We start from the raw sequence: 23,897 nt of genomic DNA, 5'->3' as shown, positions 1-23,897 counted from the left end.
AGGCACCGAACAAACTGGCTATGCTCACGGGCATGGCCGCTCTCGGATGGCTCACTCCCCGTAGGCGTTCCGCCACGGCGCGCAGTGTGTTGGCAGGCGAGGCTTCTGCGGAGGCAGCGCGCAAGTCCTCGCAGGACGTCCCCGCGGAGGAACAGGAGTTCCCCGTACTCGGCGACGACAAGGCTGCCGCGTTCTTCGACCTCGACAACACCGTGATGCAGGGCGCCGCCCTCTTCCACTTCGGCCGGGGACTGTACAAGCGGAAGTTCTTCGAGACCCGCGACCTCGCCAGGTTCGCCTGGCAGCAGGCCTGGTTCCGGCTGGCCGGCGTCGAGGACCCCGAACACATGCAGGAGGCCCGCGACTCGGCGCTGTCCATCGTGAAGGGCCACCGCGTCGCGGAACTGCGGTCGATCGGCGAGGAGATCTACGACGAGTACATGGCCGAGCGGATCTGGCCGGGCACCCGCGCCCTGGCCCAGGCCCACCTCGACGCGGGCCAGCGGGTGTGGCTGGTCACCGCGGCGCCGGTGGAGATCGCGACCGTGATCGCCCGCCGCCTGGGTCTGACCGGCGCCCTGGGCACGGTCGCGGAGTCGGTGGACGGTGTCTACACGGGCAAGCTGGTCGGCGAGCCGCTGCACGGCCCGGCCAAGGCGGAGGCGGTGCGCGCCCTCGCCGCCGCGGAGGGCCTGGACCTCTCCCGCTGCGCCGCCTACAGCGACTCCCACAACGACATCCCGATGCTGTCGCTGGTCGGCCACCCCTACGCCATCAACCCCGACACCAAGCTCCGCAAGCACGCCCGCGACCTGGAGTGGCGGCTGCGCGACTACCGCACGGGCCGCAAGGCGGCGAAGGTCGGCATCCCGGCGGCGGCCGGGGTGGGTGCGGTCGCCGGGGGCACCGCGGCGGCGATCGCTCTGCACAAGCGGCGCCGCTGACGCCGTGAACTGCGTGCGACACGGCGGGCCGGGACATGTTTCCCGGCCCGTTCCGCGTTTGTGCAGTCCCGTTGGCTGCACACCGCCACAACACGCCCCGTTCTCATACGTAATCCGAACCGATTCGATCAACAACCGATCACGCAGAGGTACTTGAACGGGCGTCAATCGGTTACAGAAGCGACGGAATCGGTGATTTGAGCAACTGGGTGTAGCAGCGCCTGTACGAAGCGTTATTCTCCTCAGACGCAAACCGGTACCACTCCGTCGCTACGACGGGTGAACGGTTCCGCACTGCACGTGATGGAAGCTCTGCCTCTGGGAGTCCCGTGTACCCACACGTCGGGGTTGACGCCTCGGGCCTGGCTACGCTGCGCGCAACGGTCCTGGACCTGTTGCGCGGCTTCGTCCCCACCGCGTACGCCGTCCCCGCCCTCGCCGTTGCCACCACCCCCGTCGGCCCGTGCTACGCGCTCGCCGACGGCAGCGCCGCCGTCGGCAGACGCGGCCGGGTGGCCGGCACCGCCACCACCACCCGCCGACCGGCCGCGGACAGCGACAGCGCCCGGATGATGGACCTGGTCGAACGCGCCCAGGCCGGCGAGGCCGACGCCTTCGGCCGGCTCTACGACCAGTACAGCGACACCGTCTACCGGTACATCTACTACCGCGTGGGCGGCAAGGCCACCGCCGAGGACCTCACCAGTGAGACGTTCCTGCGCGCCCTGCGCCGCATCGGCACCTTCACCTGGCAGGGCCGCGACTTCGGCGCCTGGCTGGTCACCATCGCCCGCAACCTCGTCGCCGACCACTTCAAGTCGAGCCGCTTCCGCCTCGAGGTCACCACCGGCGAGATGCTCGACGCCAACGAGGTCGAGCGCTCCCCGGAGGACTCCGTCCTGGAGTCCCTCTCCAACGCCGCCCTGCTCGACGCCGTACGACGCCTCAATCCCCAGCAGCAGGAGTGCGTGACGCTCCGCTTCCTGCAGGGCCTGTCGGTCGCCGAGACCGCCCGCGTCATGGGCAAGAACGAGGGCGCCATCAAGACGCTCCAGTACCGCGCGGTGCGCACCCTGGCCCGGCTGCTGCCCGACGACGTCCGCTGACGCTGGGTGACAACCAACTAGCGGCCCGTGATACTCCGTTGACTTCTCGTTCCGATCATCCGTCGTCCGTAACCCAAGTGCCGAGACGCTCGTTGTGCGGGATGCAGGCTCCCTGTGGTCACTCCCTGGCCGTCTCCGATCACTCGATCGTGTGGATGTGGTCAGAGCGTGCAACCCTCAGGACCCCCTGGGGAGTCGACCGTCATGATGAGAGGAGGTGCCGCCAGTGATCGCGAACGTATCGGCACACCGGCGGGCGAACGCCTTCGCCCAGGCCCTGGAGGAACAGCCGGACCGGGGCACGGCGGCCGAGCAGTCCGAAGGACCGGCCCCGTCCACGGCTGCTGCGGAACAGACCGAGCAGGTTCGGCTGTTGGCCCTCACGGAGTGTCTCGGCGAGCTGCCCAGACCGAAGCTGGACCCCGAGGTGAAGGCCGTCCAGCGGGCCCAGCTGGTGGCCGCGTTCGAGGCCATGCTGCAGGAAAGCGCCGGCGGTGAGACGGCGGACCCGTCGCTGCCCGTCCAGCGTGCGCGCGGTGCCCACCGCGCGAGCCCGCTGGGCAAGCTGCGGCCGCGGTCGCGGCTGACCAAGGGCCTGGCGGCGGGCGGACTGAGCGTCGGCGTCGCGGCGGGAGCCTTCGGCGGAGTCGCCGCCGCCAGCCAGGACGCCCTGCCGGGCGACTCGCTCTACGGGCTCAAACGCGGCATCGAGGACTTCAAGCTCAACTACATGTCCGAGGGCGACGACCAGCGCGGTGTGGCCTATCTCGACCAGGCCTCCACCCGGCTGAGCGAGGCGCGCCGCCTGATGGAGCGCGGCCGCGGCAACACCCAGCTCGACCACGAGTCCCTCGGCGAGATCCGCCGCACCCTGGCCGGCGTCACCCACGACGCGTCCGAGGGCCACCGGCTGCTGCACGAGGCGTACGAGCGCGACCCCGACTCGCTCGGCCCCATCCAGGCCCTGTCCACGTTCTCCCGCTCGCACCGCGAAGTCTGGGGCGCCCTGCGCGAGCGGCTCCCGCTCCAGCTCGGGGACGTCAGTCAGCAGGTGTCGTCGGTGTTCGACGCCATAGACCAGGAGGTCGCCCCGCTGCAGTCCCTGCTGCCCCCGTCCCCGGCCCAGGGGCGCGGCGACGGCAAGCAGCACGGCTCGGGCAGGGCGTCCCAGGGCACGTCCGGTTCCGCCCGGAAGCCGGCGTCGCCCAGCGCCGGCGGCGACTCCTCCGAGCACAGCCGTCCCAGCAGTCCCAGCCAGTCGGCCGACTCCACCGGCGACGGCCTCCTCGGTGGCAACACCGGAGGTCTGCTCGACCCGCCGAAGGACAGCGGCAGTGCCTCCCCGTCCGAGACCAAGTCCCCCTCCAGCGGGCCGGACGTGACCATCCCGCCGCTGCTCCCGGGCCTGCTCCCCGGCCTCGGCATCGACAGCGAGGACACCGGCCAGTAAGACCCCACGGTGGTCATGGGGGCGTCCTTCCCAGGGAGGACGCCCCCGTCAGAAGAACACCGACCGCCGCTGCACCAGCAGCTTGTAGAGCGTGTGCTGGATCTGCTCCCTGACCTGGTCGGTCAGGTTGAACATCAGCATGGGGTCCTCGGCGGCCTCCGGCGGATAGCCGTCGGTCGGGATCGGCTCGCCGAACTGGATCGTCCACTTCGTCGGCAGCGGGATCGCGCCGAGTGGGCCGAGCCACGGGAAGGTCGGCGTCAGCGGGAAGTACGGGAAGCCCAGCAGCCGCGCGAGGGTCTTCGCGTTGCCGATCATCGGGTAGATCTCCTCCGCGCCCACGATGGAGCACGGGATGATCGGCGCGCCGCGGCGCAGTGCCGTGGAGACGAAGCCGCCGCGGCCGAAGCGCTGGAGCTTGTACCGCTCGCCGAAGGGCTTGCCGATGCCCTTGAAGCCCTCCGGCATCACCCCCACCAGCTCACCCTGGCCCAGCAGCCGCTCGGCGTCCTCGGCGCAGGCCAGGGTGTGGCCCAGCTTGCGGGCCAGCTCGTTGACGACCGGCAGCACGAAGACCAGATCGGCGGCGAGCAGCCGCAGATGGCGGCCCGCCGGATGGTGGTCGTGCACGGCGACCTGCATCATCAGGCCGTCCAGCGGGAGCGTCCCGGAGTGGTTGGCGACGAGCAGCGCGCCGCCGTCGGACGGGATGTTCTCGACGCCCTTCACATCGACCCGGAAGTACTTCTCGTACACCGGCCGCAGCACGGACATCAGAACCTGGTCGGTCAGCTCCTCGTCGTAGCCGAAGTCGTCGACCTCGTAGTCGCCGGTGAGGCGGCGGCGCAGGAAGGACAGGCCGCTCGCGACGCGCCGCTCCCAGCCGCCGTCCTCCTGCGGCTGCTGCGGCGGCTCCTCCTCATGCGTCACGGGAACATCATCCTGCGCGGACATCCTGCTGGGCAGGGGCTGGACCTCACCTACCAGCGCGGGCTCCGTGGTCTTGCGCCGGCTCCCCGCGCCCCGGCGCCGCGAGGGCCGCTGTACGGCGCCTCCGCGGGACCGGTCGTCGTCGAACGGAATGACCTTGGCATCCGCCATCGTTGATGCGCTCCTCAGTTGGCGCTCTGCGTCGGGGCGTGGCCGCCGCCCAGGACGGGCAGCGCGGCGATCCGGTCGACGGCCCCCGCAAGGGCCTCCGGCGGCACGAGCCCGGGGCCGTGACCACGCGCGAAGTCCGCGAAGGTCTCCGCCGTCGAGTACTTCGGCCTGAATCCGAGCGTCTCCCGCATCTGGTCCGTCGCCACGACCCGGCCATGGGTCAGCAGTCGGATCTGCTCGGGCGAGAAGTCCGTCATTCCCAGCGTACGCACCAGCGAGCCGGCCCAGGTGACCGCGGGCAGCAGCAGCGGCACCGTGGGGCGGCCGAGCCGTCTGGAGCACTGGGAGAGCAGCAGAACCCCGTCGCCGGCGATGTTGAAGGTGCCGCTGTTGAGCGTGCCCCGCGCCGGCTCCCGCGAGGCGATCCGCAGCACCTCCATCACGTCGTCCTCGTGGACGAACTGCAGCCGCGGGTCGTAGCCGAACACGGTCGGCAGGACCGGCAGCGAGAAGTAGGAGGCGAGCGGCGTGTCCGCCGTGGGCCCCAGGATGTTGGCGAAGCGCAGCACGCACACGGCCACGTCGGGCCGCCGCCGCGCGAAGCCCCGTACGTAGCCCTCGACCTCGACGGTGTCCTTCGCGAAGCCGCCGCTGGGCAGCGACTTGGGCGGGGTGGTCTCGGTGAACACCGCGGGGTCGCGGGAGGCGGAGCCGTAGACGTTCGTACTGGACTTCACCACGAGCCGCTTGACCGTCGGGGACTTCTGGCAGGCACCGAGCAGCTGCATGGTGCCGATGACGTTGGTCTCCTTGATCGCCGTCCGGCTGCCGCTGCCCAGCCCGGTCGCGCTCACATCCATGTGGACGACGGTGTCGGCACCCGTCTCGGCGAGCACCCGCCCGATGGTGGGCTGCCGGATGTCGGCCTGGATGAACTCCGCGCCGCCCAGATGATGCTCGGGCGCGACCGCGTCCACGGCGATGACCCGGTCGACCCCCGGGTCACGCTGGATCCGTCGTACGAACCGGCCCCCCAGCCAGCGGGCCACTCCGGTCACGAGCACGACCTTGCCCAAGATCTGCGCCTTCCTTCCAGCCCATCCGGTACTCGTAGCCTGCCGCGTTCCCCGCCTGCGGCCAACTTAGCGGGTCGATGTTGCGCTGTGATGACCACCCAATGCACGAAGTGACGGCATCCACAGACATACGAACAGACCAGGCCATGTGAAACCCATGCGTAGGCACAGGACGGGCGCGTGATCGCGGGTGCTCGTGGTGGCTTCCGTGAAGCCCGGACGCGTGTGGCCCCCCACCGGTTGCGGTGGGGGGCCACAGAACACGCTCCTAGAGCATCGCTCACTTCTTGTTGCGACGCTGAACGCGCGTGCGCTTGAGCAGCTTGCGGTGCTTCTTCTTCGCCATCCGCTTGCGCCGCTTCTTGATAACAGAGCCCACGACTACCCTCGCTCACTTCTCATCACTCGGTGTTGGGCGCCATGGGCCCATACGACCTACGAGGGGCCAGCCTACCCGTCCGAGCGCTGAGGTCGTAATCGAGGTTGCCGGGGGAGATCCCTGTAGTGCCCTGAGGATCCCCCCGGGCCGTTCGTCAGGCGGTTTCCACCCCCACGTAACTCTCGCGAAGGTACTCGTGAACCGCGTTCTCGGGGACGCGGAAGGACCGCCCCACCCTGATCGCGGGCAGATGACCGCTGTGCACCAGCCGGTACACAGTCATCTTCGACACTCGCATCACCGAGGCGACCTCCGCCACGGTAAGGAACTGGACCTCACTCAGAGGCCTCTGCTCAGCAGCCATGACACACCTGAACCTTCCGCACTCGACGGCCACCGGCTTCCCCTTCCGGTGACTCTTCGTCGCTGCGTGCTCACTCCCCAATGTAGGGGCGGGTGATGCGAGTGGGGAAGAGGTGCACCCATCGGCGGCCTACTGTGACAGACACGCTCGATTGAGTACGTAGCGGGTCAGCGGCCGGTAGTAATCAGACCGCACAGCGTCATCAAGTGGAACGACGACGGACACGGACCCCTCGGCCTCCCCCACGAAGAGGGCGGGATCGTCCGTATCGGCGAGACCAATGGCCTCGAACCCCAGCTGACCTGCCCCGCAGACCCAGCCGTGGTCCCCGACGACCAGCTCGGGAAGGGCCCCGCCGGCCTCGGCCGCCGCGGCCAGGGCGGTACGAACCGGGAGCGGCGAGTGGGTGTGCACGCCGGTCGCACAACCGGGGCGGGGTGCCCCGGGTTCCCGCACCAACGCGACTCCTTGTACGTAGTCAAGGTTGTACGTACGTAGGCCGAACCGGGTCGTTATGTCGATACGGCGACCATACGCCGGTGTGAGGACGGTACATCCCGCCGCCGACAGCGCGTCCGCCAAGGCGGCGTAGAAGCCGAGCAGGCGGTGCGGGTGACCGGTCCCGAGGAGCACAGGGGCGCTGCGCTGGGCCGCTGCGGCGAGACGGGCCGCGAAGGCATCCAGAGCGGTCAGAGTTCGCTCCGGATCGATCACATCCTGACCGGAGACATGCTGCGGATCGGCCGAAACCCCGCACTTGTCCGCCATCAACCCGATCAGATCCCGCTGTCTCCAGGTCCATTCAGGGTCAAGCCCGATCAGCACGCGGGGATCGCGCGCGGCGAAGAGCCGATAGCTGCGGAGGCTCTCCTCACGCGACGTGGCCACGGGCCCGGCGAGACGGGCCGCCAGGAGATGGGCGCGCAGGGCTCCGGTGCTCAACACGTCTGCGATGGTGACGGACCACGGGGACCAGCACGGCCAAAACAGGTGAATTACCGCACGAGTGGCGTAATGAGCCGCATGATGCCGCCCCTGACGGGCAGTGACAGAACGGTGACAGAAGACGCCACAACCAACGTCCGGACTCTCCGGTCTCATCCTGCGTGAACGGCAACGACCAACCGTTCACGGCACGTCGGCCCACACGGGTCACGTGGACCACACCACAGCAGGGGGAACAACCATGCACAAGCCGTCCCGTCGCGCCACGACCGCCGGCGCGCTCGCCGTCCTGGCGCTCGGCGGCACGCTCGCCGCGACCACTCCGGCCTCGGCGGCCACCCGGCCGACCGCCGCCGCCAGGCCGGCCGCCGCCTCCGCCACATACAACGGCGCCTGCGGCACGGGCTACAAGGTCATCGGCTCCACGCCGGTCGGCAACTCCGGCAAGGTGTTCATCACCTGGAACCAGTCGACCGGCAAGAACTGCGCCGTGACCATCCGCAACACCGCGGGGGCGAGGATCTACATGTCCGTCGAGCTCAAGGCCGACCTCGGCCACGAGACCACGCCGGTCCGGGACCAGGGCCAGTACACGTCCTACGCCGGCCCGGTCTACGTCGCCGCGCGCGGCCACTGCATCGAGTGGCGCGGGGTCATCGGCAACGCCTCGGGCGGCGACTCGGGCCACTGCGGCTGAGGCACCGGCTCACCCGGCCGCCGGGACGGCTCCCGTCCCGGCGGCCCTTTCCTGCCGCCCTGCAACCTCCCCGGGGCAGCAGCCTCCTACGGAAGCAGCCCCCGCAGCGGAAAGGCGGCCCGGCGCGTGGCCAGCACCGCCTGATCCAGCCGGTCGGCCGGGTCGTACCCCGCCTCCCACCCGGCGAAGGACACCGGCCACCGCCCGTCGGTCATCCGCCCGGGCGCCAACTGCCGGGTGCGGGCGAAGACTTCCTGCCGCCACCCCTCGGGGACCGCCGTCTCGGGCGCGATCTCCCGTCCCGCCGCGATCCCCACGAGATGCGTCCACGACCGCGGCACGACCTCGACCACCGCGTATCCCCCGCCGCCCAGCGCGACCCACCGCCCGTCGGCGTGCTCGTGGGCCAGCTCGTGACAGGCGACCTGCACGGCCCGCTGCGCGTCCAGCGACACGGCCAGGTGCGCGAGCGGATCCTCGAAGTGCGTGTCGGCCCCGTGCTGCGACACCAGCACCTGCGGCCGGAAGTCGGCGATCAGTTCCGGTACGACGGCGTGGAAGGCCCGCAGCCATCCGGCGTCCCCGGTCCCGGCGGGCAGCGCCACGTTCACGGCCGAACCCTCCGCGGACTCCGCCCCCGTCTCCTCCGGCCACCCGGTCTGCGGGAACAGCGTCCGCGGGTGCTCGTGCAACGAGATCGTCAGCACCCGGGGATCGTCCCAGAACGCCGCCTGCACGCCGTCGCCGTGGTGCACGTCGACGTCGACGTACGCGACCCGCTCGGCCCCCAGCTCCAGCAGCCGCGCGATCGCCAGCGCCGCGTCGTTGTAGATGCAGAACCCGGAGGCACCGCCCGGCATCGCGTGGTGCAGCCCGCCCGCGAAGTTCACCGCGTGCGGCACGTCACCGCGCCACACGGCCTCCGCGGCCCCCACCGACTGACCGGCGATCAGCGAGGACACCTCGTGCATCCCGGCGAACGCGGGATCGTCCAGCGTCCCCAGCCCGTACGCCCCGTCCGCCGCCTCCGGATCGGCCGAGGCCGCCTTCACGGCGTCGATGTAGTCCTCCCGGTGGACGAGCCGCAGCGTCGACTCCCCGGCGGGCTTCGCCGCCACCATCCGGACCTCCTTGTCGAGCCCGAAGGCGTCGACGAGGTGCCTGGTCAGGGCCAGCCGGACCGGGTCCATCGGATGGTCCCGACCGAAGTCATAGCCCGTTACTGCCTCGTCCCACATCAGCTGTGCGCGGCCGCTCATGCCCGCCACCGTATCGGTCCGGCCGAGGCGCGAACGAGCGGGCGTAGACCAGTGTCACCAGCACCAACACCATCGGCACGAGCATCGCCCACCGATAGCTCCACGCGTCCCCCAGCGCGCCCACCAGCGGCGAGCCGATCAGGAAGCCGACGTAGTTGAAGACGTTCAGCCGCGCCACAGCGGCATCGGAGGCGCCCGGGAACAGCCGCCCGGCCGCCGCGAAGGTCTGCGGCACCAGCACACACAGCCCCAGTCCGACCAGCGTGAACCCGAGCATCCCGGCCCACGCCCCCGGCGCCACGGCCACCACCGCGAACCCCAGCGCCGCCACCAGCGCCCCCAGCCGCACGACCGCGACGGCCCCGAACCGGCGCACCCCGGTGTCCCCCAGCGACCGCCCCAGCAGCGTCGTCACCATGTAGACGTTGTACGGCACCGTCGACAGCTGCTCCGAGCTCCCGAGCACGTCCTTCAGGTACTTCGCGCTCCAGTTGGAGACGGTCGAGTCCCCGATGTACGCGAAGGTCATCACCAGACACAGCGGCAGCAGCACCCTGAAGACGACCCTCTGAGCCTGAGCCTGTACCCGCTCCTGCTCCTGCTCCTGCCGCTCCTTGACGACCTCCCGGGAGCCCCCGTCGACGTACCAGCGGCTGCCCACCAGCGTGGCGGGCAGCAGCACCGCGACGACCGGCAGGTACGACACCCACAGCGCCAGGTGCCAGTGCGCTCCCACCCAGGCCAGCGACGCCCCGAGGATTCCGCCGAGGCTGAACGCGGCGTGGAAGCTGAGCATGATGCTTCGGCCGTACGCCCGCTGCAGGCTCACGCCGAGCATGTTCATGGAGGCGTCGAGCCCACCGACGGCGAGCCCGAACGCGGCCAGCGCCAGCCCCAGTTCGGCCAGGTGCTCTCCCGCCCCGACACCGAGAAGCGCGAGCAGCACCACGGGCTGCAGACACCGCAGCAGCAGACTCGGCCGTATCCGCTTCACCAGCTGCTCGGTCGTCACGCTGCCGACGCCGGCCAGGACGGGCACGGCGGCGAGGAAGACGGGCAGCAGCGCGTCGGACACCCCGTACCGGTCCTGAATGGCCGGGATGCGAGTCACCAGCAGGGCAAAGGTGGCGCCCTGAGCGAGGAAGCTGAACGCCAAGGAGGCCCTGCCGCGCCGCAGCACATCTGTCATGGCGGCGAGCGTAAGGCCCCTGGCTACTTGTGGGTAGATCAAGCCAAAGATGAATTTCCCTCAGCTTCATCTTTTCCGTCCCTACGGCGACCCGCTCAGGCCGCGACGGCGACCTCGGCTCCGGCGGCAGCCCTTTCGGTCCTCGCCTCGGCGCGGACCATCGCCTCCATCGGCCCGGCGGCCAGCCCGCCGCTGACGAGGAAGGTCAGCGTCATCACACCGGCCATCAGGACCCCGCCGAGCCACACCATGGTGTCCACCGGGACGGTGTACGCCCCCACGACCCGCGCCACGCACTCGGCGAGCAGCGCCACGCCCCACACCACGGAGAACGTCCGCTCCTTGCGCAGGAAGTCCACCGAGCCGGCCGCCCGGCCCGACACCAGCCGCTGCCACGCGGCCTCCTTCGCCGGGTCGCCCTTCACCAGGAACGGCTTCATGCCGGCGGTCATCATCGGCCGACCGAGAGCCACCGACACGAGGATGCCGATGCCGACGGTGCTGCTGACCGCGCCGTCCTTGGCGAGCATCAGCCGCGGGTCGCCGGAGACGAAACTCAGCAGCAGGGAGACCACGTTGACGACGAGGATCAGCCCCGCCAGCCCGTTCACCCTGCGTTCCTTCACCACGCTCCAGACCGTCCGCACCGCCGGGACCACGCTGCTCCAGGCGAGCGCCGCGAAGGTGCTCATCCCGAAGGCGCCCTTGAACAGGTAGTACGAACCGAGCGGAACCGCCACGTCCACGATCAGCGGACGGAAGTTGTCGAGCGCGCTGGGAGTCCGGGTGCTGCTCCGGCCCTGGGACACCGTGTTCGTCGTCATGCCCTCAGCTTCTCGTCCGCCCCCTGGTCGCCAGTAGGAACGATCGTCCGGAGCTCGGCGTGACAAATGTCAGCCGGGCACCCACGCCGGCGTCACACGAGCAGGTCGGCCAACTCGCCGAAATCGCTGAAGAGCCGCGTGGCACCGGAGAGCCGCTCGGGCGGCGTCATGGCGGTGAAGCCGTACACGTCCATGCCGGCCGCGTCGGCCGCCAGCACACCCAGCGGACTGTCCTCGACGACCGCACACCGCTCCGGCGCGACACCCATCCGCTTCGCCGCGTACAGAAACAGATCGGGCGCCGGCTTCCCCCGCCCCACGTCCTGCGAACTGAAGATCCGCCCGTCGTCGAACCACCGGTCCAGCCCGGTCTTCCGGTGCCCCACCCGGATCCGCTCATGGCTCCCGGAGGACGCGACACAGTACGGAACGCCGTCGGCAGCCAGCTTCTCCAGCAGCCCGACAGCCCCTGGGACCGGCTCCAGGTCCCGCTCGAACGCCGCGAACACCCGCGCGTGGAAGACGTCGTCGAAGTCCGCCGGCAACTTCCTCCCGGTCCGCTCCTCGACGAGGTCATGGACCCGGTGCATGGCCGCCCCCATGTAGTCACGAAGAGAGTCCTCGTACGAGGTCGGATGCCCGAGCTCGGTCAGATAGGCGGCGAGGAGCCGGTTGGAGATGGGCTCACTGTCGACGAGGACGCCATCGTTGTCGAAGATCACAAGGTCGTATCGCATGATCCTGAGCCTAAACGCAGAAAACCCCCGCATCGAATGATGCGGGGGTTTTCTCAAAGATTGTTCGGCGGCGTCCTACTCTCCCACAGGGTCCCCCCTGCAGTACCATCGGCGCTGTAAGGCTTAGCTTCCGGGTTCGGAATGTAACCGGGCGTTTCCCTCACGCTATAACCACCGAAACACTATGAAGTTACAACCGGACACCACACGGTCGTTGCCTCAGAACAAACACAGTGGACGCGAGCAACTGAGGACAAGCCCTCGGCCTATTAGTACCGGTCACCTCCACCAGTCACCTGGCTTCCAGATCCGGCCTATCAACCCAGTCGTCTACTGGGAGCCTTACCCTCTTATAGAGGTGGGAGTCCTCATCTCGAAGCAGGCTTCCCGCTTAGATGCTTTCAGCGGTTATCCCTCCCGAACGTAGCCAACCAGCCATGCCCTTGGCAGAACAACTGGCACACCAGAGGTTCGTCCGTCCCGGTCCTCTCGTACTAGGGACAGCCCTTCTCAAGACTCCTACGCGCACAGCGGATAGGGACCGAACTGTCTCACGACGTTCTAAACCCAGCTCGCGTACCGCTTTAATGGGCGAACAGCCCAACCCTTGGGACCGACTCCAGCCCCAGGATGCGACGAGCCGACATCGAGGTGCCAAACCATCCCGTCGATATGGACTCTTGGGGAAGATCAGCCTGTTATCCCCGGGGTACCTTTTATCCGTTGAGCGACGGCGCTTCCACAAGCCACCGCCGGATCACTAGTCCCGACTTTCGTCCCTGCTCGACCCGTCGGTCTCACAGTCAAGCTCCCTTGTGCACTTACACTCAACACCTGATTGCCAACCAGGCTGAGGGAACCTTTGGGCGCCTCCGTTACCCTTTAGGAGGCAACCGCCCCAGTTAAACTACCCATCAGACACTGTCCCTGATCCGGATCACGGACCCAGGTTAGACATCCAGCACGACCAGACTGGTATTTCAACGACGACTCCACACGAACTGGCGTCCGCGTCTCAAAGTCTCCCAGCTATCCTACACAAGCCGAACCGAACACCAATATCAAACTGTAGTAAAGGTCCCGGGGTCTTTCCGTCCTGCTGCGCGAAACGAGCATCTTTACTCGTAGTGCAATTTCACCGGGCCTATGGTTGAGACAGTCGAGAAGTCGTTACGCCATTCGTGCAGGTCGGAACTTACCCGACAAGGAATTTCGCTACCTTAGGATGGTTATAGTTACCACCGCCGTTTACTGGCGCTTAAGTTCTCAGCTTCGCCCGACCGAAATCGGACTAACCGGTCCCCTTAACGTTCCAGCACCGGGCAGGCGTCAGTCCGTATACATCGCCTTACGGCTTCGCACGGACCTGTGTTTTTAGTAAACAGTCGCTTCTCGCTGGTCTCTGCGGCCACCCCCAGCTCGGAGTGCAAGACTCGTCACCAGGTGTGGCCCCCCTTCTCCCGAAGTTACGGGGGCATTTTGCCGAGTTCCTTAACCATAGTTCACCCGAACGCCTCGGTATTCTCTACCAGACCACCTGAGTCGGTTTAGGGTACGGGCCGCCATGAAACTCGCTAGAGGCTTTTCTCGACAGCATAGGATCATCCACTTCACCACAATCGGCTCGGCATCAGGTCTCAGCCGTATGCAAGGCGGATTTACCTACCTTGCGGCCTACACCCTTACCCCGGGACAACCACCGCCCGGGCTGGACTACCTTCCTGCGTCACCCCATCACTCACCTACTAACCGCTTGGTCCGGCGGCTCCACCACTCCCCTTCGCCCGAAGGCTCCGGGGCGGCTTCACGGCCTTAGCATCACGATGCTCGATGTTTGACGCTTCACAGCGGGTACCGGAATATCAACCGGTTATCCATCGACTACGCCTGTCGGCCTCGCCTTAGGTCCCGACTTACCCTGGGCAGATCAGCTTGACCCAGGAACCCTTAGTCAATCGGCGCACACGTTTCTCACGTGTGAATCGCTACTCATGCCTGCATTCTCACTCGTGAACCGTCCACAACTACCTTCCGGTGCTGCTTCACCCGGCACACGACGCTCCCCTACCCATCACAGCGGGCGTTGACCCTCATGCTGCAATGACACGACTTCGGCGGTACGCTTGAGCCCCGCTACATTGTCGGCGCGGAATCACTAGACCAGTGAGCTATTACGCACTCTTTCAAGGGTGGCTGCTTCTAAGCCAACCTCCTGGTTGTCTCTGCGACTCCACATCCTTTCCCACTTAGCGTACGCTTAGGGGCCTTAGTCGATGCTCTGGGCTGTTTCCCTCTCGACCATGGAGCTTATCCCCCACAGTCTCACTGCCGCGCTCTCACTTACCGGCATTCGGAGTTTGGCTAAGGTCAGTAACCCGGTAGGGCCCATCGCCTATCCAGTGCTCTACCTCCGGCAAGAAACACACGACGCTGCACCTAAATGCATTTCGGGGAGAACCAGCTATCACGGAGTTTGATTGGCCTTTCACCCCTAACCACAGGTCATCCCCCAGGTTTTCAACCCTGGTGGGTTCGGTCCTCCACGACCTCTTACAGCCGCTTCAACCTGCCCATGGCTAGATCACTCCGCTTCGGGTCTTGAGCATGCTACTAAAACGCCCTCTTCGGACTCGCTTTCGCTACGGCTACCCCACCCGGGTTAACCTCGCAACACACCGCAAACTCGCAGGCTCATTCTTCAAAAGGCACGCAGTCACGAGATGGAAGCAAGCTCCCATCCGACGCTCCCACGGCTTGTAGGCACACGGTTTCAGGTACTATTTCACTCCCCTCCCGGGGTACTTTTCACCATTCCCTCACGGTACTATCCGCTATCGGTCACCAGGGAATATTTAGGCTTAGCGGGTGGTCCCGCCAGATTCACACGGGATTTCTCGGGCCCCGTGCTACTTGGGTGTCTCTCAAACGAGCCGCTGACGTTTCGACTACGGGGGTCTTACCCTCTACGCCGGACCTTTCGCATGTCCTTCGCCTACATCAACGGTTTCTGACTCGTCCTGTCGCCGGCAGACAACAGAAGAGAGATCCCACAACCCCGCACACGCAACCCCTGCCGGGTCTCACACGTATACGGTTTGGCCTCATCCGGTTTCGCTCGCCACTACTCCCGGAATCACGGTTGTTTTCTCTTCCTGCGGGTACTGAGATGTTTCACTTCCCCGCGTTCCCTCCACACTGCCTATGTGTTCAGCAGCGGGTGACAGCCCATGACGACTGCCGGGTTTCCCCATTCGGACACCCCCGGATCAAAGCCTGGTTGACGACTCCCCGGGGCCTATCGCGGCCTCCCACGTCCTTCATCGGTTCCTGGTGCCAAGGCATCCACCGTGCGCCCTTAAAAACTTGGCCACAGATGCTCGCGTCCACTGTGCAGTTCTCAAACAACGACCAACCACCCACCACCCCGAACCACCCGGTTCGAGTTCACTGGGGCCGGCACCTGAAGGCGACCTCACGGCCGTACCCTCAGACACCCAACAGCGTGCCCGGCCAGGTCCCGTCCGGAGATCATGCGTTCCACGCTCTTGCGAGCAGTACTAGCAGCCTCCGACCCGAGGTCCCGGCCGAGTAGTCAACGTTCCACCCATGAGCTGACCACCGCCGGACGTTTGCCGGCGTAGTGGCTCTGGCTGCTCTGCGGCAGCAAGATGCTCCTTAGAAAGGAGGTGATCCAGCCGCACCTTCCGGTACGGCTACCTTGTTACGACTTCGTCCCAATCGCCAGTCCCACCTTCGACAGCTCCCTCCCACAAGGGGTTGGGCCACCGGCTTCGGGTGTTACCGACTTTCGTGACGTGACGGGCGGTGTGTACAAGGCCCGGGAACGTATTCACCGCAGCACTGCTGATCTGCGATTACTAGCGACTCCGACTTCATGGGGTCGAGTTGCAGACCCCAATCCGAACTGAGACCGGCTTTTTGAGATTCGCTCCACCTCACGGTATCGCAGCTCATTGTACCGGCCATTGTAGCACGTGTGCAGCCCAAGACATAAGGGGCATGATGACTTGACGTCGTCCCCACCTTCCTCCGAGTTGACCCCGGCGGTCTCCCGTGAGTCCCCAGCACCACAAGGGCCTGCTGGCAACACGGGACAAGGGTTGCGCTCGTTGCGGGACTTAACCCAACATCTCACGACACGAGCTGACGACAGCCATGCACCACCTGTACACCGACCACAAGGGGGCGACCGTCTCCGGCCGTTTCCGGTGTATGTCAAGCCTTGGTAAGGTTCTTCGCGTTGCGTCGAATTAAGCCACATGCTCCGCCGCTTGTGCGGGCCCCCGTCAATTCCTTTGAGTTTTAGCCTTGCGGCCGTACTCCCCAGGCGGGGCACTTAATGCGTTAGCTGCGGCACGGACGACGTGGAATGCCGCCCACACCTAGTGCCCACCGTTTACGGCGTGGACTACCAGGGTATCTAATCCTGTTCGCTCCCCACGCTTTCGCTCCTCAGCGTCAGTATCGGCCCAGAGATCCGCCTTCGCCACCGGTGTTCCTCCTGATATCTGCGCATTTCACCGCTACACCAGGAATTCCGATCTCCCCTACCGAACTCTAGCCTGCCCGTATCGACTGCAGACCCGGGGTTAAGCCCCGGGCTTTCACAACCGACGCGACAAGCCGCCTACGAGCTCTTTACGCCCAATAATTCCGGACAACGCTTGCGCCCTACGTATTACCGCGGCTGCTGGCACGTAGTTAGCCGGCGCTTCTTCTGCAGGTACCGTCACTTGCGCTTCTTCCCTGCTGAAAGAGGTTTACAACCCGAAGGCCGTCATCCCTCACGCGGCGTCGCTGCATCAGGCTTGCGCCCATTGTGCAATATTCCCCACTGCTGCCTCCCGTAGGAGTCTGGGCCGTGTCTCAGTCCCAGTGTGGCCGGTCGCCCTCTCAGGCCGGCTACCCGTCGTCGCCTTGGTGAGCCATTACCTCACCAACAAGCTGATAGGCCGCGGGCTCATCCTGCACCGCCGGAGCTTTCCACCACCCGACCATGCGGTCAGCGGTTGTATCCGGTATTAGACCCCGTTTCCAGGGCTTGTCCCAGAGTGCAGGGCAGATTGCCCACGTGTTACTCACCCGTTCGCCACTCTTCCCCACCGAAGTGGTTCATCGTTCGACTTGCATGTGTTAAGCACGCCGCCAGCGTTCGTCCTGAGCCAGGATCAAACTCTCCGTGAATGCTTCCCCGTCATCGGGGCGACACACACGAGAGCGGTGCGAGAGGAGGAATAATCCCCCCGCACACAGCGTCCTCGCTGTGTATTTTTTCAAAGGAACCTCGCCCCGACCGTATGGCCGGAGACGGGTTATCAACATATCTGGCGTTGACTTTTGGCACGCTGTTGAGTTCTCAAGGAACGGACGCTTCCTTCGTACTCACCCTCTCGGGTTTTCCTCCGGGCGCTTCCCTTCGGTCTTGCGTTTCCGACTCTATCAGATCCTTTCGGCGTCTGATTCCCAGTCAGAGGGGGTTGTCTTCCCGGCCGTTGGGCCGTTCCGACGAGTGAGACTTTAGCGGACTCCCTGCCTCCCGCGCTAATCGGGGGCTGCGTCCTTTCGAACGCGGATTCCTCATTCCGTGAATACGCATGCCAATTCAACGACAGGCGACGGATCGACGACTGTCGAGCAGTGGTGGGTACTGACGGAATGGCTGTCCGGGGACCGACCGGAGTCGGCGCTCACGTCGGACAACTCGGAGAACAGTACGGATCCGGTCCGGGCGTGTCAACTCGCCTCCGGACCGCACCCGGAAGGCGTAGCCTGAGGCCATGACTACGCGTACGTGTACCCAGCTGTGGTGGGCCGCCTGACGGCGGCCGGACTCACGTATGCACTCAACGGCCGCCGCCCCGGCGGCCGTTTCTCGTATCTCCTCCTGATCTTCGAGGGGTGGCCGTCCGGGACGGCGGCCCGAACGGAGAAGGAGCGGAGATGACACGGGTCTTCAGTGGGATCCAGCCGACCGGCAACCTGACGCTGGGGAACTACCTGGGTGCCATGCGGCGGTGGGCCGAGGCCGACCAGTACCAGGCTGACGCGCTGTTCTGCGTCGTGGATCTGCACGCGCTGACCGTGGAACACGATCCGGCCCGGGTCCGAAGGCTCAGTCGGCAGGCGGCCACGCTGCTGCTCGCGTCGGGGCTGGACGCCGAGTCGTGCACGCTCTTCGTGCAGAGTCACGTGGACGAGCACGCGCGACTCTCGTACCTGCTGGAGTGCGTCGCGACCGACGGTGAGATGCGGCGGATGATCCAGTACAAGGAGAAGGCCGCCAAGGAGGCCGCCCGGGGCAGAAGCGTGCGGGTGTCGCTGCTGACCTATCCGGTGCTGATGGCGGCGGACATCCTGGCGTACGGGACGGACGACGTACCGGTCGGTGAGGACCAGGCGCAGCACGTGGAGCTGGCCCGGGATCTGGCGGTGCGGTTCAACCAGCGGTACGGGCACACGTTCACGGTTCCGCGCGCGACGCTTCCGAAGGTCGCCGCACGCGTGATGAACCTCCAGGAGCCGACGCGGAAGATGGGCAAGTCCGACGGATCGGGACTGGGGGTCGTCTATCTGCTGGACGAGCCGGACGTGGTGCGGAAGAAGGTGATGCGGGCGGTGACGGACAGCGGCCGGGAAGTCGTCTACGACCGGGAGGAACGGCCGGGGCTCGCGAATCTGCTGGAGATCCTCGCGGCCTGCACGGGTGGGAACCCGGAGGCCCTGGCCGGTGTATATGAGTCGTACGGCGCCTTGAAGAAGGACACCGCAGAGGCCGTGGTCGAACTTCTCAGGCCCGTGCAGGAAAGGCACAGTGCGCTGTGCGCCGATCCTGGCTATGTGGAGGGGGTGCTGCGGGATGGTGCGGAGAAGGCGCGGGCGATGGCCCGGCCGACTGTCGACGCCGCTTATCGCGCGATCGGGCTACTGCCGGCTGCTTCGGATGCGGGCGCGTCCGATACCGGCGTCGTGGGCGATACCCGAGCGGTGGGCGAGACCCGCGCGGTCGGTACCGGTGCCGTGCTGAACGCTGCCCGGTAGGCACGGGGGCTGGTGGCGAGGCGCGATGCGAAGTGCTGGCGCATCGTGACCTCGCTGCCGAAGCCGGCGCGGCGAGCGACCTCGGGCATGGGCAGGTCGGTGCGTTCGAGGAGCTTCTGGGCTGCGGAGATGCGCCGGTCGAGGAGCCAGCGGAGCGGGGAGGTGCCGGTCTCCGCGGCGAAGTGACGGGCGAAGCTGCGGGACGACATGCCCGCGCGGGCGGCCAGGCCGGCGCCGGGCGGGCTGCTGTGTCAGTCCTTCTTGCCCGTGGCCAGTTCGCGGCTGCGGTCGCGGGCGGCCTCGAGCGCTGCGATGAGGGCGGCTCGTACGCCGTGGTTCTCGAGTTCGCGGATGGCGTTGATGGTGGTGCCCGCGGGGGAGGTGACGTTCTCGCGGAGCTTGACCGGGTGCTCACCGCTGTCGCGGAGCATGGTCGCGGCGCCGATCGCGGACTGGACGATCAGGTCGTGGGCCTTGTCCCGGGGCAGGCCGAGCAGGATGCCGGCGTCCGTCATGGCTTCGACGAGGTAGAAGAAGTAGGCCGGGCCGGAGCCGGAGAGGGCGGTGCAGGCGTCCTGCTGGGACTCGGGGACACGGAGCGTCTTGCCGACGGCACCGAAGATCTCCTCGGCGTGGGCGAGGTGCTCGGCGGTGGCGTGGGTGCCGGCGGAGATGACGGACATGGCCTCGTCGACGAGGGCCGGAGTGTTCGTCATGACGCGGACGACCGGGGTGCCGACGGCCAGGCGCTCCTCGAAGAAGGAGGTGGGGATGCCGGCGGCGCCGCTGATGATCAGGCGGTCGGCCGGGGTGTGCGGGGCGAGTTCGTCGAGGAGGGAGCCCATGTCCTGCGGCTTGACCGTGAGGATCAGGGTGTCGGCGCCCTTGGCGGCCTCCGGGTTGGTGACCGGGGAGACTCCGTAGCGCGTGCGGAGTTCTTCGGCACGTTCCTCGCGGCGGGCCGTGACCAGGAGGTCCGACGGGGCCCAGCCGGCGCGGATCATTCCGCTGAGCAGCGCTTCGCCGATCTTGCCGGTGCCGAGGACTGCGACTTTCTGCGTCATGGCTGGGGTGCCCTCCGGAGGTTGCGTCGTCCGGTTCATCCTCGCACCGAGGACGGGGGCGCGGCGGGCGTGTCCGGTGGGCGGGATGCCCGTGCTCAGGCCGTCCGGCGCCTCAGCGTGGCGGCACCCAGGGCCAGTACCAGCACCGCACAGCCGGCCACGATGAGGGCGTCGCGTACGAAGTCGGTCGTCATGTCGGTGTGTTTGAGGACCTCGTTCATGCCGTCGACGGCGTAGGACATGGGCAGGACGTTGGAGATGCCTTCCAGGACGGGCTGCATCTTCTCGCGGGGTGTGAGGAGGCCGCAGAGGACGAGCTGGGGGAAGATCACCGCCGGCATGAACTGGACCGCCTGGAATTCGGAGGCGGCGAAGGCCGAGACGAACAGGCCGAGGGCCGTGCCGAGGAGGGCGTCGAGAAGGGCGACCAGGAGCAGCAGCCAGGGTGAGCCGATGACGTCCAGGCCCAGGAACCACAGGGCCAGTCCGGTGGCGATGGCGGACTGGACGATGGCGAGGGCGCCGAAGGCGAGGGCGTAGCCGCCGATGAGGTCGCCCTTGGCGAGGGGCATGGCGAGAAGACGTTCGAGGGTGCCCGAGGTGCGCTCGCGCAGGGTGGCGATGGATGTCACCAGGAACATCGTGATCAGCGGGAAGATGCCGAGCAGTGAGGCGCCGATGTTGTCGAAGATCTGCGGGCTGCCGTCGTAGACGAAGCGGAGCAGGAACAGCATCAGGCAGGGGACCACGATGAGCAGGGCGATGGTCCTGGGGTCGTGGCGGAGTTGGCGCAGGACGCGGGCCGCGGTGGCGAGGGTGCGGGAAGCGTTCATCGGACGGTCTCCTTGCGGGCGCCGGCCGCGGCGGCCTGGTCGACGAGGTGGAGGAAGGCGGCTTCGACGGTTGCGGAACGGGTGCGGGTGCGCAGGGCGTCCGGGCTGTCGTCGGCGAGGATCTCGCCCTCGCGCATCAGCAGGAGGCGGTGGCAGCGTTCGGCCTCGTCCATGACGTGGGAGGAGACGAGGAGGGTGGCTCCGCGTTCGTCGGCGATGCGGTGGAAGAGGTTCCACAGGTCGCGGCGCAGGACGGGGTCGAGGCCGACGGTCGGTTCGTCCAGGATCAGCAGTTCCGGGGTGCCGAGCAGGGCCACGGCGAGGGAGACGCGGCTGCGCTGGCCGCCGGAGAGGTTGCCGGCGAGGGCGTCGGCGTGCGAGACGAGGTCGACGTCGGCGATGGCGCGGCTGACGTTCCGCCGGCGGCGCTCGGCGGCGGCGCGGCCGGGGTCGAGGACCGCCGCGAAGTAGTGCAGGTTCTGCCGGACCGTCAGGTCGTCGTAGACGGACGGGTCCTGGGTGACGTAGCCGATGCGGGAGCGGAGGGAGGCCTCGCCGGCGGGGCGGCCGAGGACTTCCAGGGTGCCGGTGATCCTGGCCTGGGTGCCGACGATCGCGCGCATCAGGGTCGTCTTGCCGCAGCCGGACGGTCCCAGCAGTCCGGTGATCTGGCCGGGCGGGACGGTGAAGTCGAGGCCGTGGAGGACCTGCCGGTTGCCTCGTACGACGCGGAGTCCCTCGGCGCGGACGGCCGGTGCTCCTGGCGTGCCCGGACGCTCGGTAGCATTATTCATCATGCGATGAATAATGCTACCGGCGCATGGGCCAGTCAAGGGCCGAACGGCCTCATGGCTCCCTGGCCTCCTGGTCCCCTGATCTCCGACCCCTCGGCTCCCGCCCCCTCCGCTCCCTGGCCCCCAGACCGCTGGCCCCTGGGCCCCTGGGCCCCTGGTGCGGATCGTCGCCGTGCGACGTCATGACGGGGTCGTGGCCACCAGCAGCTCGACCACGTACGTCTCCTCGACGATCCCGTCAGGGAAGACCGCCAGCAGGTGGCCGCGTTCCTCGGTGAGGAAGGCGCTCGCGCTCCGTTCGCCCTGGACCAGGAAGACCGAGTGGCTGCCGATGTTGGCGAGGTGGGTGTCGACCGGGACGTGGCGGCTCCAGCGCACCCGGCGGTGGGTGAACTCCAGGCGGCCGCTGGGGTCGGCGAGTGCGGTGCGGAGCCCGCTGCCCTTGCGGTCGACGACTGTGTCGGCGCCGAAGCGACGTCCGATCCGGGCCGTCTGGGCGTCGATCCACGGAACGTCGAGGGCGCTGGTGTTCCACCACAGCGCGAGCGAGCCGCCCGGACGCAGCACCCGCAGGGCCTCCGGCACGGAGCGGGTGGTGTCGGTCCAGTGCCAGGCCTGGGCGTAGGTGAGGAGGTCGGCGGAGCCGTCGGCGAGGGGCAGGGCGTTGCCGCTGCCGCGGACGACCGGAATGAGGGGGTGGGCGCGGCGGAACTCGGAGGCCATGCCCTCACCGGGCTCCACGGCGACGACGTTCGCGCCGCGGGCGGCCAGGAGCGCGGTGGCGATGCCGGTGCCGGCGCCGATGTCGGCGACGCGGGCGCCGGCGAGCGGGCGGCCGGCCAGGTCTTCGATCAGGTCGAAGAGGGCCGGCGGGTAGGAGGGGCGGTTCGCGGCGTACTGGGCTGCGGCGGCGTTGAAGGAGTGGGCGCGGGCGGTGTGTGAAGAGGCCGTCATACGGCCATGGTGACCCCGCCGCGCGCAGGGGGCAGCGGGTTTTTCGGTGCGCGGCGGCCCGACCGGCGGGTGGGCCGGTCAGCCGCGGCGGCGCTTCTTCGCCGGGTTGCCCGACCGGCGCGTGGTGCGCTTCTGGTAGTGCTCGAGGGCCGCCTCGTACTCCGCGCGGTGGAGCTTCTCGCCGGGTGCCTCGGTGAGGGAGCGGAAGAAGTAGGCGAGGAGTGAGCCGACGAAACCGATGGCCAGCAGGCCGCGCAGGGAGGCCTGGCGGTCGGGGTCGGGGCGGCGGGTGAAGGAGTCCCAGGTGGTGCGGAAGGCCAGCGCGCTGCAGATCGCGAACATCGCGACCATCAGGACGGTGACGAAGGCGCCGGTGTCGGCGATCTGCAGGCCCTGGTAGGCGAACCGGAAGGCGAGGCAGGAGGCGACGGCGGCGGCGAGGGAGCCGGCGGTCGCGCCGATCCGGCGCGCGGTGTAGCGGTTGTCGTGGTCGACCCAGGTGGTGCCGAACAGGCGCAGGGGTTCAGGGTGGGGGCTTTCCGGGTGGGGGGCGGGGGAGCCCGCGCGGGTCGCCGAGGTGCCGTTTTCGTCGCTCACGGGACGATTATGGCTCCGGGGCCGGGGCGGGCTCCCTGCCGGGAGGGTGCCGGGTCAGCCGCAGCGTGAGGCGACGTAGCCGTCGCTGCCGGTGTACACGTAGGCGTCCGAGACGTACTCGCCGTCGTCGATGTTGTCCCAGATGTTCGAGGTGCCGTACGGGCCGCTCACCGTGGTGCCCGGCGTCTGGCAGTAGATCGGGACGCGGGAGCCCTCCGGCAGGACGCGCACGATCTGGTAGTTGGTGCCGGGGCCCCTGCGGACGTTGAGGCGTACGCCCGGAGCGATCGGATAGGTGTGCACGGACGCGGTCGCGGCGACGGATTCGCCCGCGACGGCCGATTGCCCGACGGCCGCCCTTCCCGTCTCGCCGTCCTCGGTCGCTTCGACGCGGTCAACAGACATGAAAAACCTCCCCCGTTGGTCCCCATGGCGGCCATGGGGCCCCATTGATTCCCCTGAAACACGCCATGAAACACGTGTACGCAACTCGCACGCGGAGACTAGCAAGCCGCCTCGGTCCCG

At 67.7% G+C, this 23,897-nt stretch carries 20 protein-coding genes, 3 rRNA genes and 1 pseudogene; 5 read left to right on the top strand and 19 right to left on the bottom strand.

Annotated elements, in window-relative coordinates; all coding sequences use genetic code 11:
• Positions 1-32: 32 nt before the first annotated feature.
• The 3 genes from ACJ9NR_RS22455 to ACJ9NR_RS22445 all read left to right on the top strand — a co-directional run bounded on the left by ACJ9NR_RS22455 (position 33) and on the right by ACJ9NR_RS22445 (position 3,500).
• Positions 33-944: an HAD family hydrolase gene (locus ACJ9NR_RS22455; RefSeq protein WP_412494122.1), complete on the top strand. Its 912-nt coding sequence runs from the start codon at positions 33-35 to the stop codon at positions 942-944.
• Between the two features lie 329 nt (positions 945-1,273).
• The gene (locus tag ACJ9NR_RS22450; protein WP_412494121.1) at positions 1,274-2,050 is read left to right on the top strand and encodes an ECF subfamily RNA polymerase sigma factor, BldN family; all 777 of its coding nucleotides are present in this window, start codon (positions 1,274-1,276) and stop codon (positions 2,048-2,050) included.
• Between the two features lie 226 nt (positions 2,051-2,276).
• Positions 2,277-3,500, top strand: a complete 1,224-nt coding sequence (locus ACJ9NR_RS22445) for a DUF5667 domain-containing protein (protein WP_412494120.1) — start codon at positions 2,277-2,279, stop codon at positions 3,498-3,500.
• A 48-nt stretch (positions 3,501-3,548) separates the two neighbouring features.
• Here the strand turns inward: ACJ9NR_RS22445 and ACJ9NR_RS22440 are convergent, their stop codons facing one another.
• The 5 genes from ACJ9NR_RS22440 to ACJ9NR_RS22420 form a co-directional block, all read right to left on the bottom strand.
• Entirely contained in the window at positions 3,549-4,601 is a 1,053-nt protein-coding gene (locus ACJ9NR_RS22440) for a lysophospholipid acyltransferase family protein (protein WP_412494119.1), read from the bottom strand.
• A gap of 14 nt (positions 4,602-4,615) precedes the next feature.
• Positions 4,616-5,677 (bottom strand): NAD-dependent epimerase/dehydratase family protein, encoded by a 1,062-nt coding sequence (locus ACJ9NR_RS22435; protein ID WP_412494118.1) that lies wholly within the window; start codon positions 5,675-5,677, stop codon positions 4,616-4,618.
• Between the two features lie 280 nt (positions 5,678-5,957).
• Positions 5,958-6,056, bottom strand: coding sequence for a 30S ribosomal protein bS22 (locus ACJ9NR_RS22430; protein WP_003948845.1), 99 nt, complete (start codon positions 6,054-6,056; stop codon positions 5,958-5,960).
• Between the two features lie 154 nt (positions 6,057-6,210).
• The gene (locus tag ACJ9NR_RS22425) at positions 6,211-6,420 is read right to left on the bottom strand and encodes a helix-turn-helix domain-containing protein (RefSeq protein WP_016437488.1); all 210 of its coding nucleotides are present in this window, start codon (positions 6,418-6,420) and stop codon (positions 6,211-6,213) included.
• Positions 6,421-6,549: 129 nt separating this feature from the next.
• Positions 6,550-7,365, bottom strand: a complete 816-nt coding sequence (locus ACJ9NR_RS22420) for a phosphatase (protein WP_412494117.1) — start codon at positions 7,363-7,365, stop codon at positions 6,550-6,552.
• 241 nt (positions 7,366-7,606) lie between these two features.
• Between ACJ9NR_RS22420 and ACJ9NR_RS22415 the strand changes: the two genes are divergently transcribed.
• A complete protein-coding gene (locus ACJ9NR_RS22415; RefSeq protein WP_412494116.1) occupies positions 7,607-8,062 on the top strand; it encodes a spore-associated protein A in 456 nt (151 codons plus the stop codon).
• Between the two features lie 86 nt (positions 8,063-8,148).
• Here ACJ9NR_RS22415 and ACJ9NR_RS22410 read toward each other — a convergent pair whose 3' ends face one another.
• From ACJ9NR_RS22410 to ACJ9NR_RS22380, 7 genes are all read right to left on the bottom strand, one after another.
• Complete coding sequence (locus tag ACJ9NR_RS22410) at positions 8,149-9,321, bottom strand: acetoin utilization protein AcuC (RefSeq protein ID WP_412494115.1); 1,173 nt, start codon at positions 9,319-9,321, stop codon at positions 8,149-8,151.
• Entirely contained in the window at positions 9,272-10,510 is a 1,239-nt protein-coding gene (locus ACJ9NR_RS22405) for an MFS transporter (RefSeq protein WP_412494114.1), read from the bottom strand. Before ACJ9NR_RS22405 ends, ACJ9NR_RS22410 begins: the two co-directional genes overlap by 50 nt.
• A gap of 95 nt (positions 10,511-10,605) precedes the next feature.
• Complete coding sequence (locus tag ACJ9NR_RS22400; protein ID WP_412494113.1) at positions 10,606-11,334, bottom strand: VC0807 family protein; 729 nt, start codon at positions 11,332-11,334, stop codon at positions 10,606-10,608.
• A 92-nt stretch (positions 11,335-11,426) separates the two neighbouring features.
• Positions 11,427-12,071, bottom strand: coding sequence for an HAD family hydrolase (locus ACJ9NR_RS22395; protein WP_412494382.1), 645 nt, complete (start codon positions 12,069-12,071; stop codon positions 11,427-11,429).
• A gap of 62 nt (positions 12,072-12,133) precedes the next feature.
• Positions 12,134-12,250: ribosomal RNA gene (gene rrf / locus ACJ9NR_RS22390) — 5S ribosomal RNA — on the bottom strand.
• A 70-nt stretch (positions 12,251-12,320) separates the two neighbouring features.
• A 23S ribosomal RNA gene (locus ACJ9NR_RS22385) occupies positions 12,321-15,440 on the bottom strand.
• Positions 15,441-15,750: 310 nt separating this feature from the next.
• A 16S ribosomal RNA gene (locus ACJ9NR_RS22380) occupies positions 15,751-17,276 on the bottom strand.
• The 16S, 23S and 5S rRNA genes sit together here, the layout of an rRNA operon.
• A 756-nt stretch (positions 17,277-18,032) precedes the next feature.
• On the opposite strand from ACJ9NR_RS22380, the gene trpS reads away from it, so the two are divergent.
• Positions 18,033-19,130, top strand: coding sequence for a tryptophan--tRNA ligase (trpS, locus tag ACJ9NR_RS22375; protein WP_412493538.1), 1,098 nt, complete (start codon positions 18,033-18,035; stop codon positions 19,128-19,130).
• On the opposite strand, the pseudogene ACJ9NR_RS22370 reads toward trpS, so the two are convergent.
• The 7 genes and pseudogenes from ACJ9NR_RS22370 to ACJ9NR_RS22340 all read right to left on the bottom strand — a co-directional run.
• Positions 19,088-19,363: pseudogene (locus ACJ9NR_RS22370) on the bottom strand (helix-turn-helix domain-containing protein); the annotation flags it as partial. The gene trpS and the pseudogene ACJ9NR_RS22370 overlap by 43 nt on opposite strands.
• Positions 19,364-19,381: 18 nt before the next feature.
• Positions 19,382-20,194: a pyrroline-5-carboxylate reductase gene (gene proC / locus ACJ9NR_RS22365; RefSeq protein ID WP_412493539.1), complete on the bottom strand. Its 813-nt coding sequence runs from the start codon at positions 20,192-20,194 to the stop codon at positions 19,382-19,384.
• Positions 20,195-20,289: 95 nt separating this feature from the next.
• Positions 20,290-21,027 carry an ABC transporter permease gene (locus ACJ9NR_RS22360; protein WP_412493540.1) on the bottom strand — a complete coding sequence of 246 codons (738 nt, stop codon included), beginning with the start codon at positions 21,025-21,027 and terminating at the stop codon, positions 20,290-20,292.
• Positions 21,024-21,824 carry an ABC transporter ATP-binding protein gene (locus ACJ9NR_RS22355; protein WP_412493541.1) on the bottom strand — a complete coding sequence of 267 codons (801 nt, stop codon included), beginning with the start codon at positions 21,822-21,824 and terminating at the stop codon, positions 21,024-21,026. Before ACJ9NR_RS22355 ends, ACJ9NR_RS22360 begins: the two co-directional genes overlap by 4 nt.
• Positions 21,825-22,001: 177 nt before the next feature.
• Positions 22,002-22,775 (bottom strand): class I SAM-dependent methyltransferase, encoded by a 774-nt coding sequence (locus ACJ9NR_RS22350; protein ID WP_412493542.1) that lies wholly within the window; start codon positions 22,773-22,775, stop codon positions 22,002-22,004.
• A 78-nt stretch (positions 22,776-22,853) separates the two neighbouring features.
• Positions 22,854-23,372: an EamA/RhaT family transporter gene (locus ACJ9NR_RS22345; RefSeq protein WP_412493543.1), complete on the bottom strand. Its 519-nt coding sequence runs from the start codon at positions 23,370-23,372 to the stop codon at positions 22,854-22,856.
• A 54-nt stretch (positions 23,373-23,426) separates the two neighbouring features.
• Complete coding sequence (locus tag ACJ9NR_RS22340) at positions 23,427-23,777, bottom strand: SH3 domain-containing protein (RefSeq protein WP_412493545.1); 351 nt, start codon at positions 23,775-23,777, stop codon at positions 23,427-23,429.
• Positions 23,778-23,897: the final 120 nt, after the last annotated feature.

This window comes from Streptomyces sediminimaris (genome assembly GCF_047049295.1).
Taxonomy (GTDB): Bacteria; Actinomycetota; Actinomycetes; order Streptomycetales; family Streptomycetaceae; genus Streptomyces; species Streptomyces sediminimaris.
This window is presented reverse-complemented; position numbering and strand designations above follow the sequence as displayed.

Coding starts and splice junctions, on each gene's coding strand:
- ACJ9NR_RS22455 (WP_412494122.1), top strand. CDS start 33: ATGGCCGCTCTCGGATGGCTCACTCCCCGTAGGCGTTCCGCCACGGCG.
- ACJ9NR_RS22440 (WP_412494119.1), bottom strand. CDS start 4,601: ATGGCGGATGCCAAGGTCATTCCGTTCGACGACGACCGGTCCCGCGGA.
- ACJ9NR_RS22425 (WP_016437488.1), bottom strand. CDS start 6,420: ATGGCTGCTGAGCAGAGGCCTCTGAGTGAGGTCCAGTTCCTTACCGTG.
- ACJ9NR_RS22415 (WP_412494116.1), top strand. CDS start 7,607: ATGCACAAGCCGTCCCGTCGCGCCACGACCGCCGGCGCGCTCGCCGTC.
- ACJ9NR_RS22410 (WP_412494115.1), bottom strand. CDS start 9,321: ATGAGCGGCCGCGCACAGCTGATGTGGGACGAGGCAGTAACGGGCTAT.
- ACJ9NR_RS22405 (WP_412494114.1), bottom strand. CDS start 10,510: ATGACAGATGTGCTGCGGCGCGGCAGGGCCTCCTTGGCGTTCAGCTTC.
- ACJ9NR_RS22400 (WP_412494113.1), bottom strand. CDS start 11,334: ATGACGACGAACACGGTGTCCCAGGGCCGGAGCAGCACCCGGACTCCC.
- ACJ9NR_RS22395 (WP_412494382.1), bottom strand. CDS start 12,071: ATGCGATACGACCTTGTGATCTTCGACAACGATGGCGTCCTCGTCGAC.
- trpS (WP_412493538.1), top strand. CDS start 18,033: ATGACACGGGTCTTCAGTGGGATCCAGCCGACCGGCAACCTGACGCTG.
- proC (WP_412493539.1), bottom strand. CDS start 20,194: ATGACGCAGAAAGTCGCAGTCCTCGGCACCGGCAAGATCGGCGAAGCG.
- ACJ9NR_RS22360 (WP_412493540.1), bottom strand. CDS start 21,027: ATGAACGCTTCCCGCACCCTCGCCACCGCGGCCCGCGTCCTGCGCCAA.
- ACJ9NR_RS22355 (WP_412493541.1), bottom strand. CDS start 21,824: ATGATGAATAATGCTACCGAGCGTCCGGGCACGCCAGGAGCACCGGCC.
- ACJ9NR_RS22350 (WP_412493542.1), bottom strand. CDS start 22,775: ATGACGGCCTCTTCACACACCGCCCGCGCCCACTCCTTCAACGCCGCC.
- ACJ9NR_RS22340 (WP_412493545.1), bottom strand. CDS start 23,777: ATGTCTGTTGACCGCGTCGAAGCGACCGAGGACGGCGAGACGGGAAGG.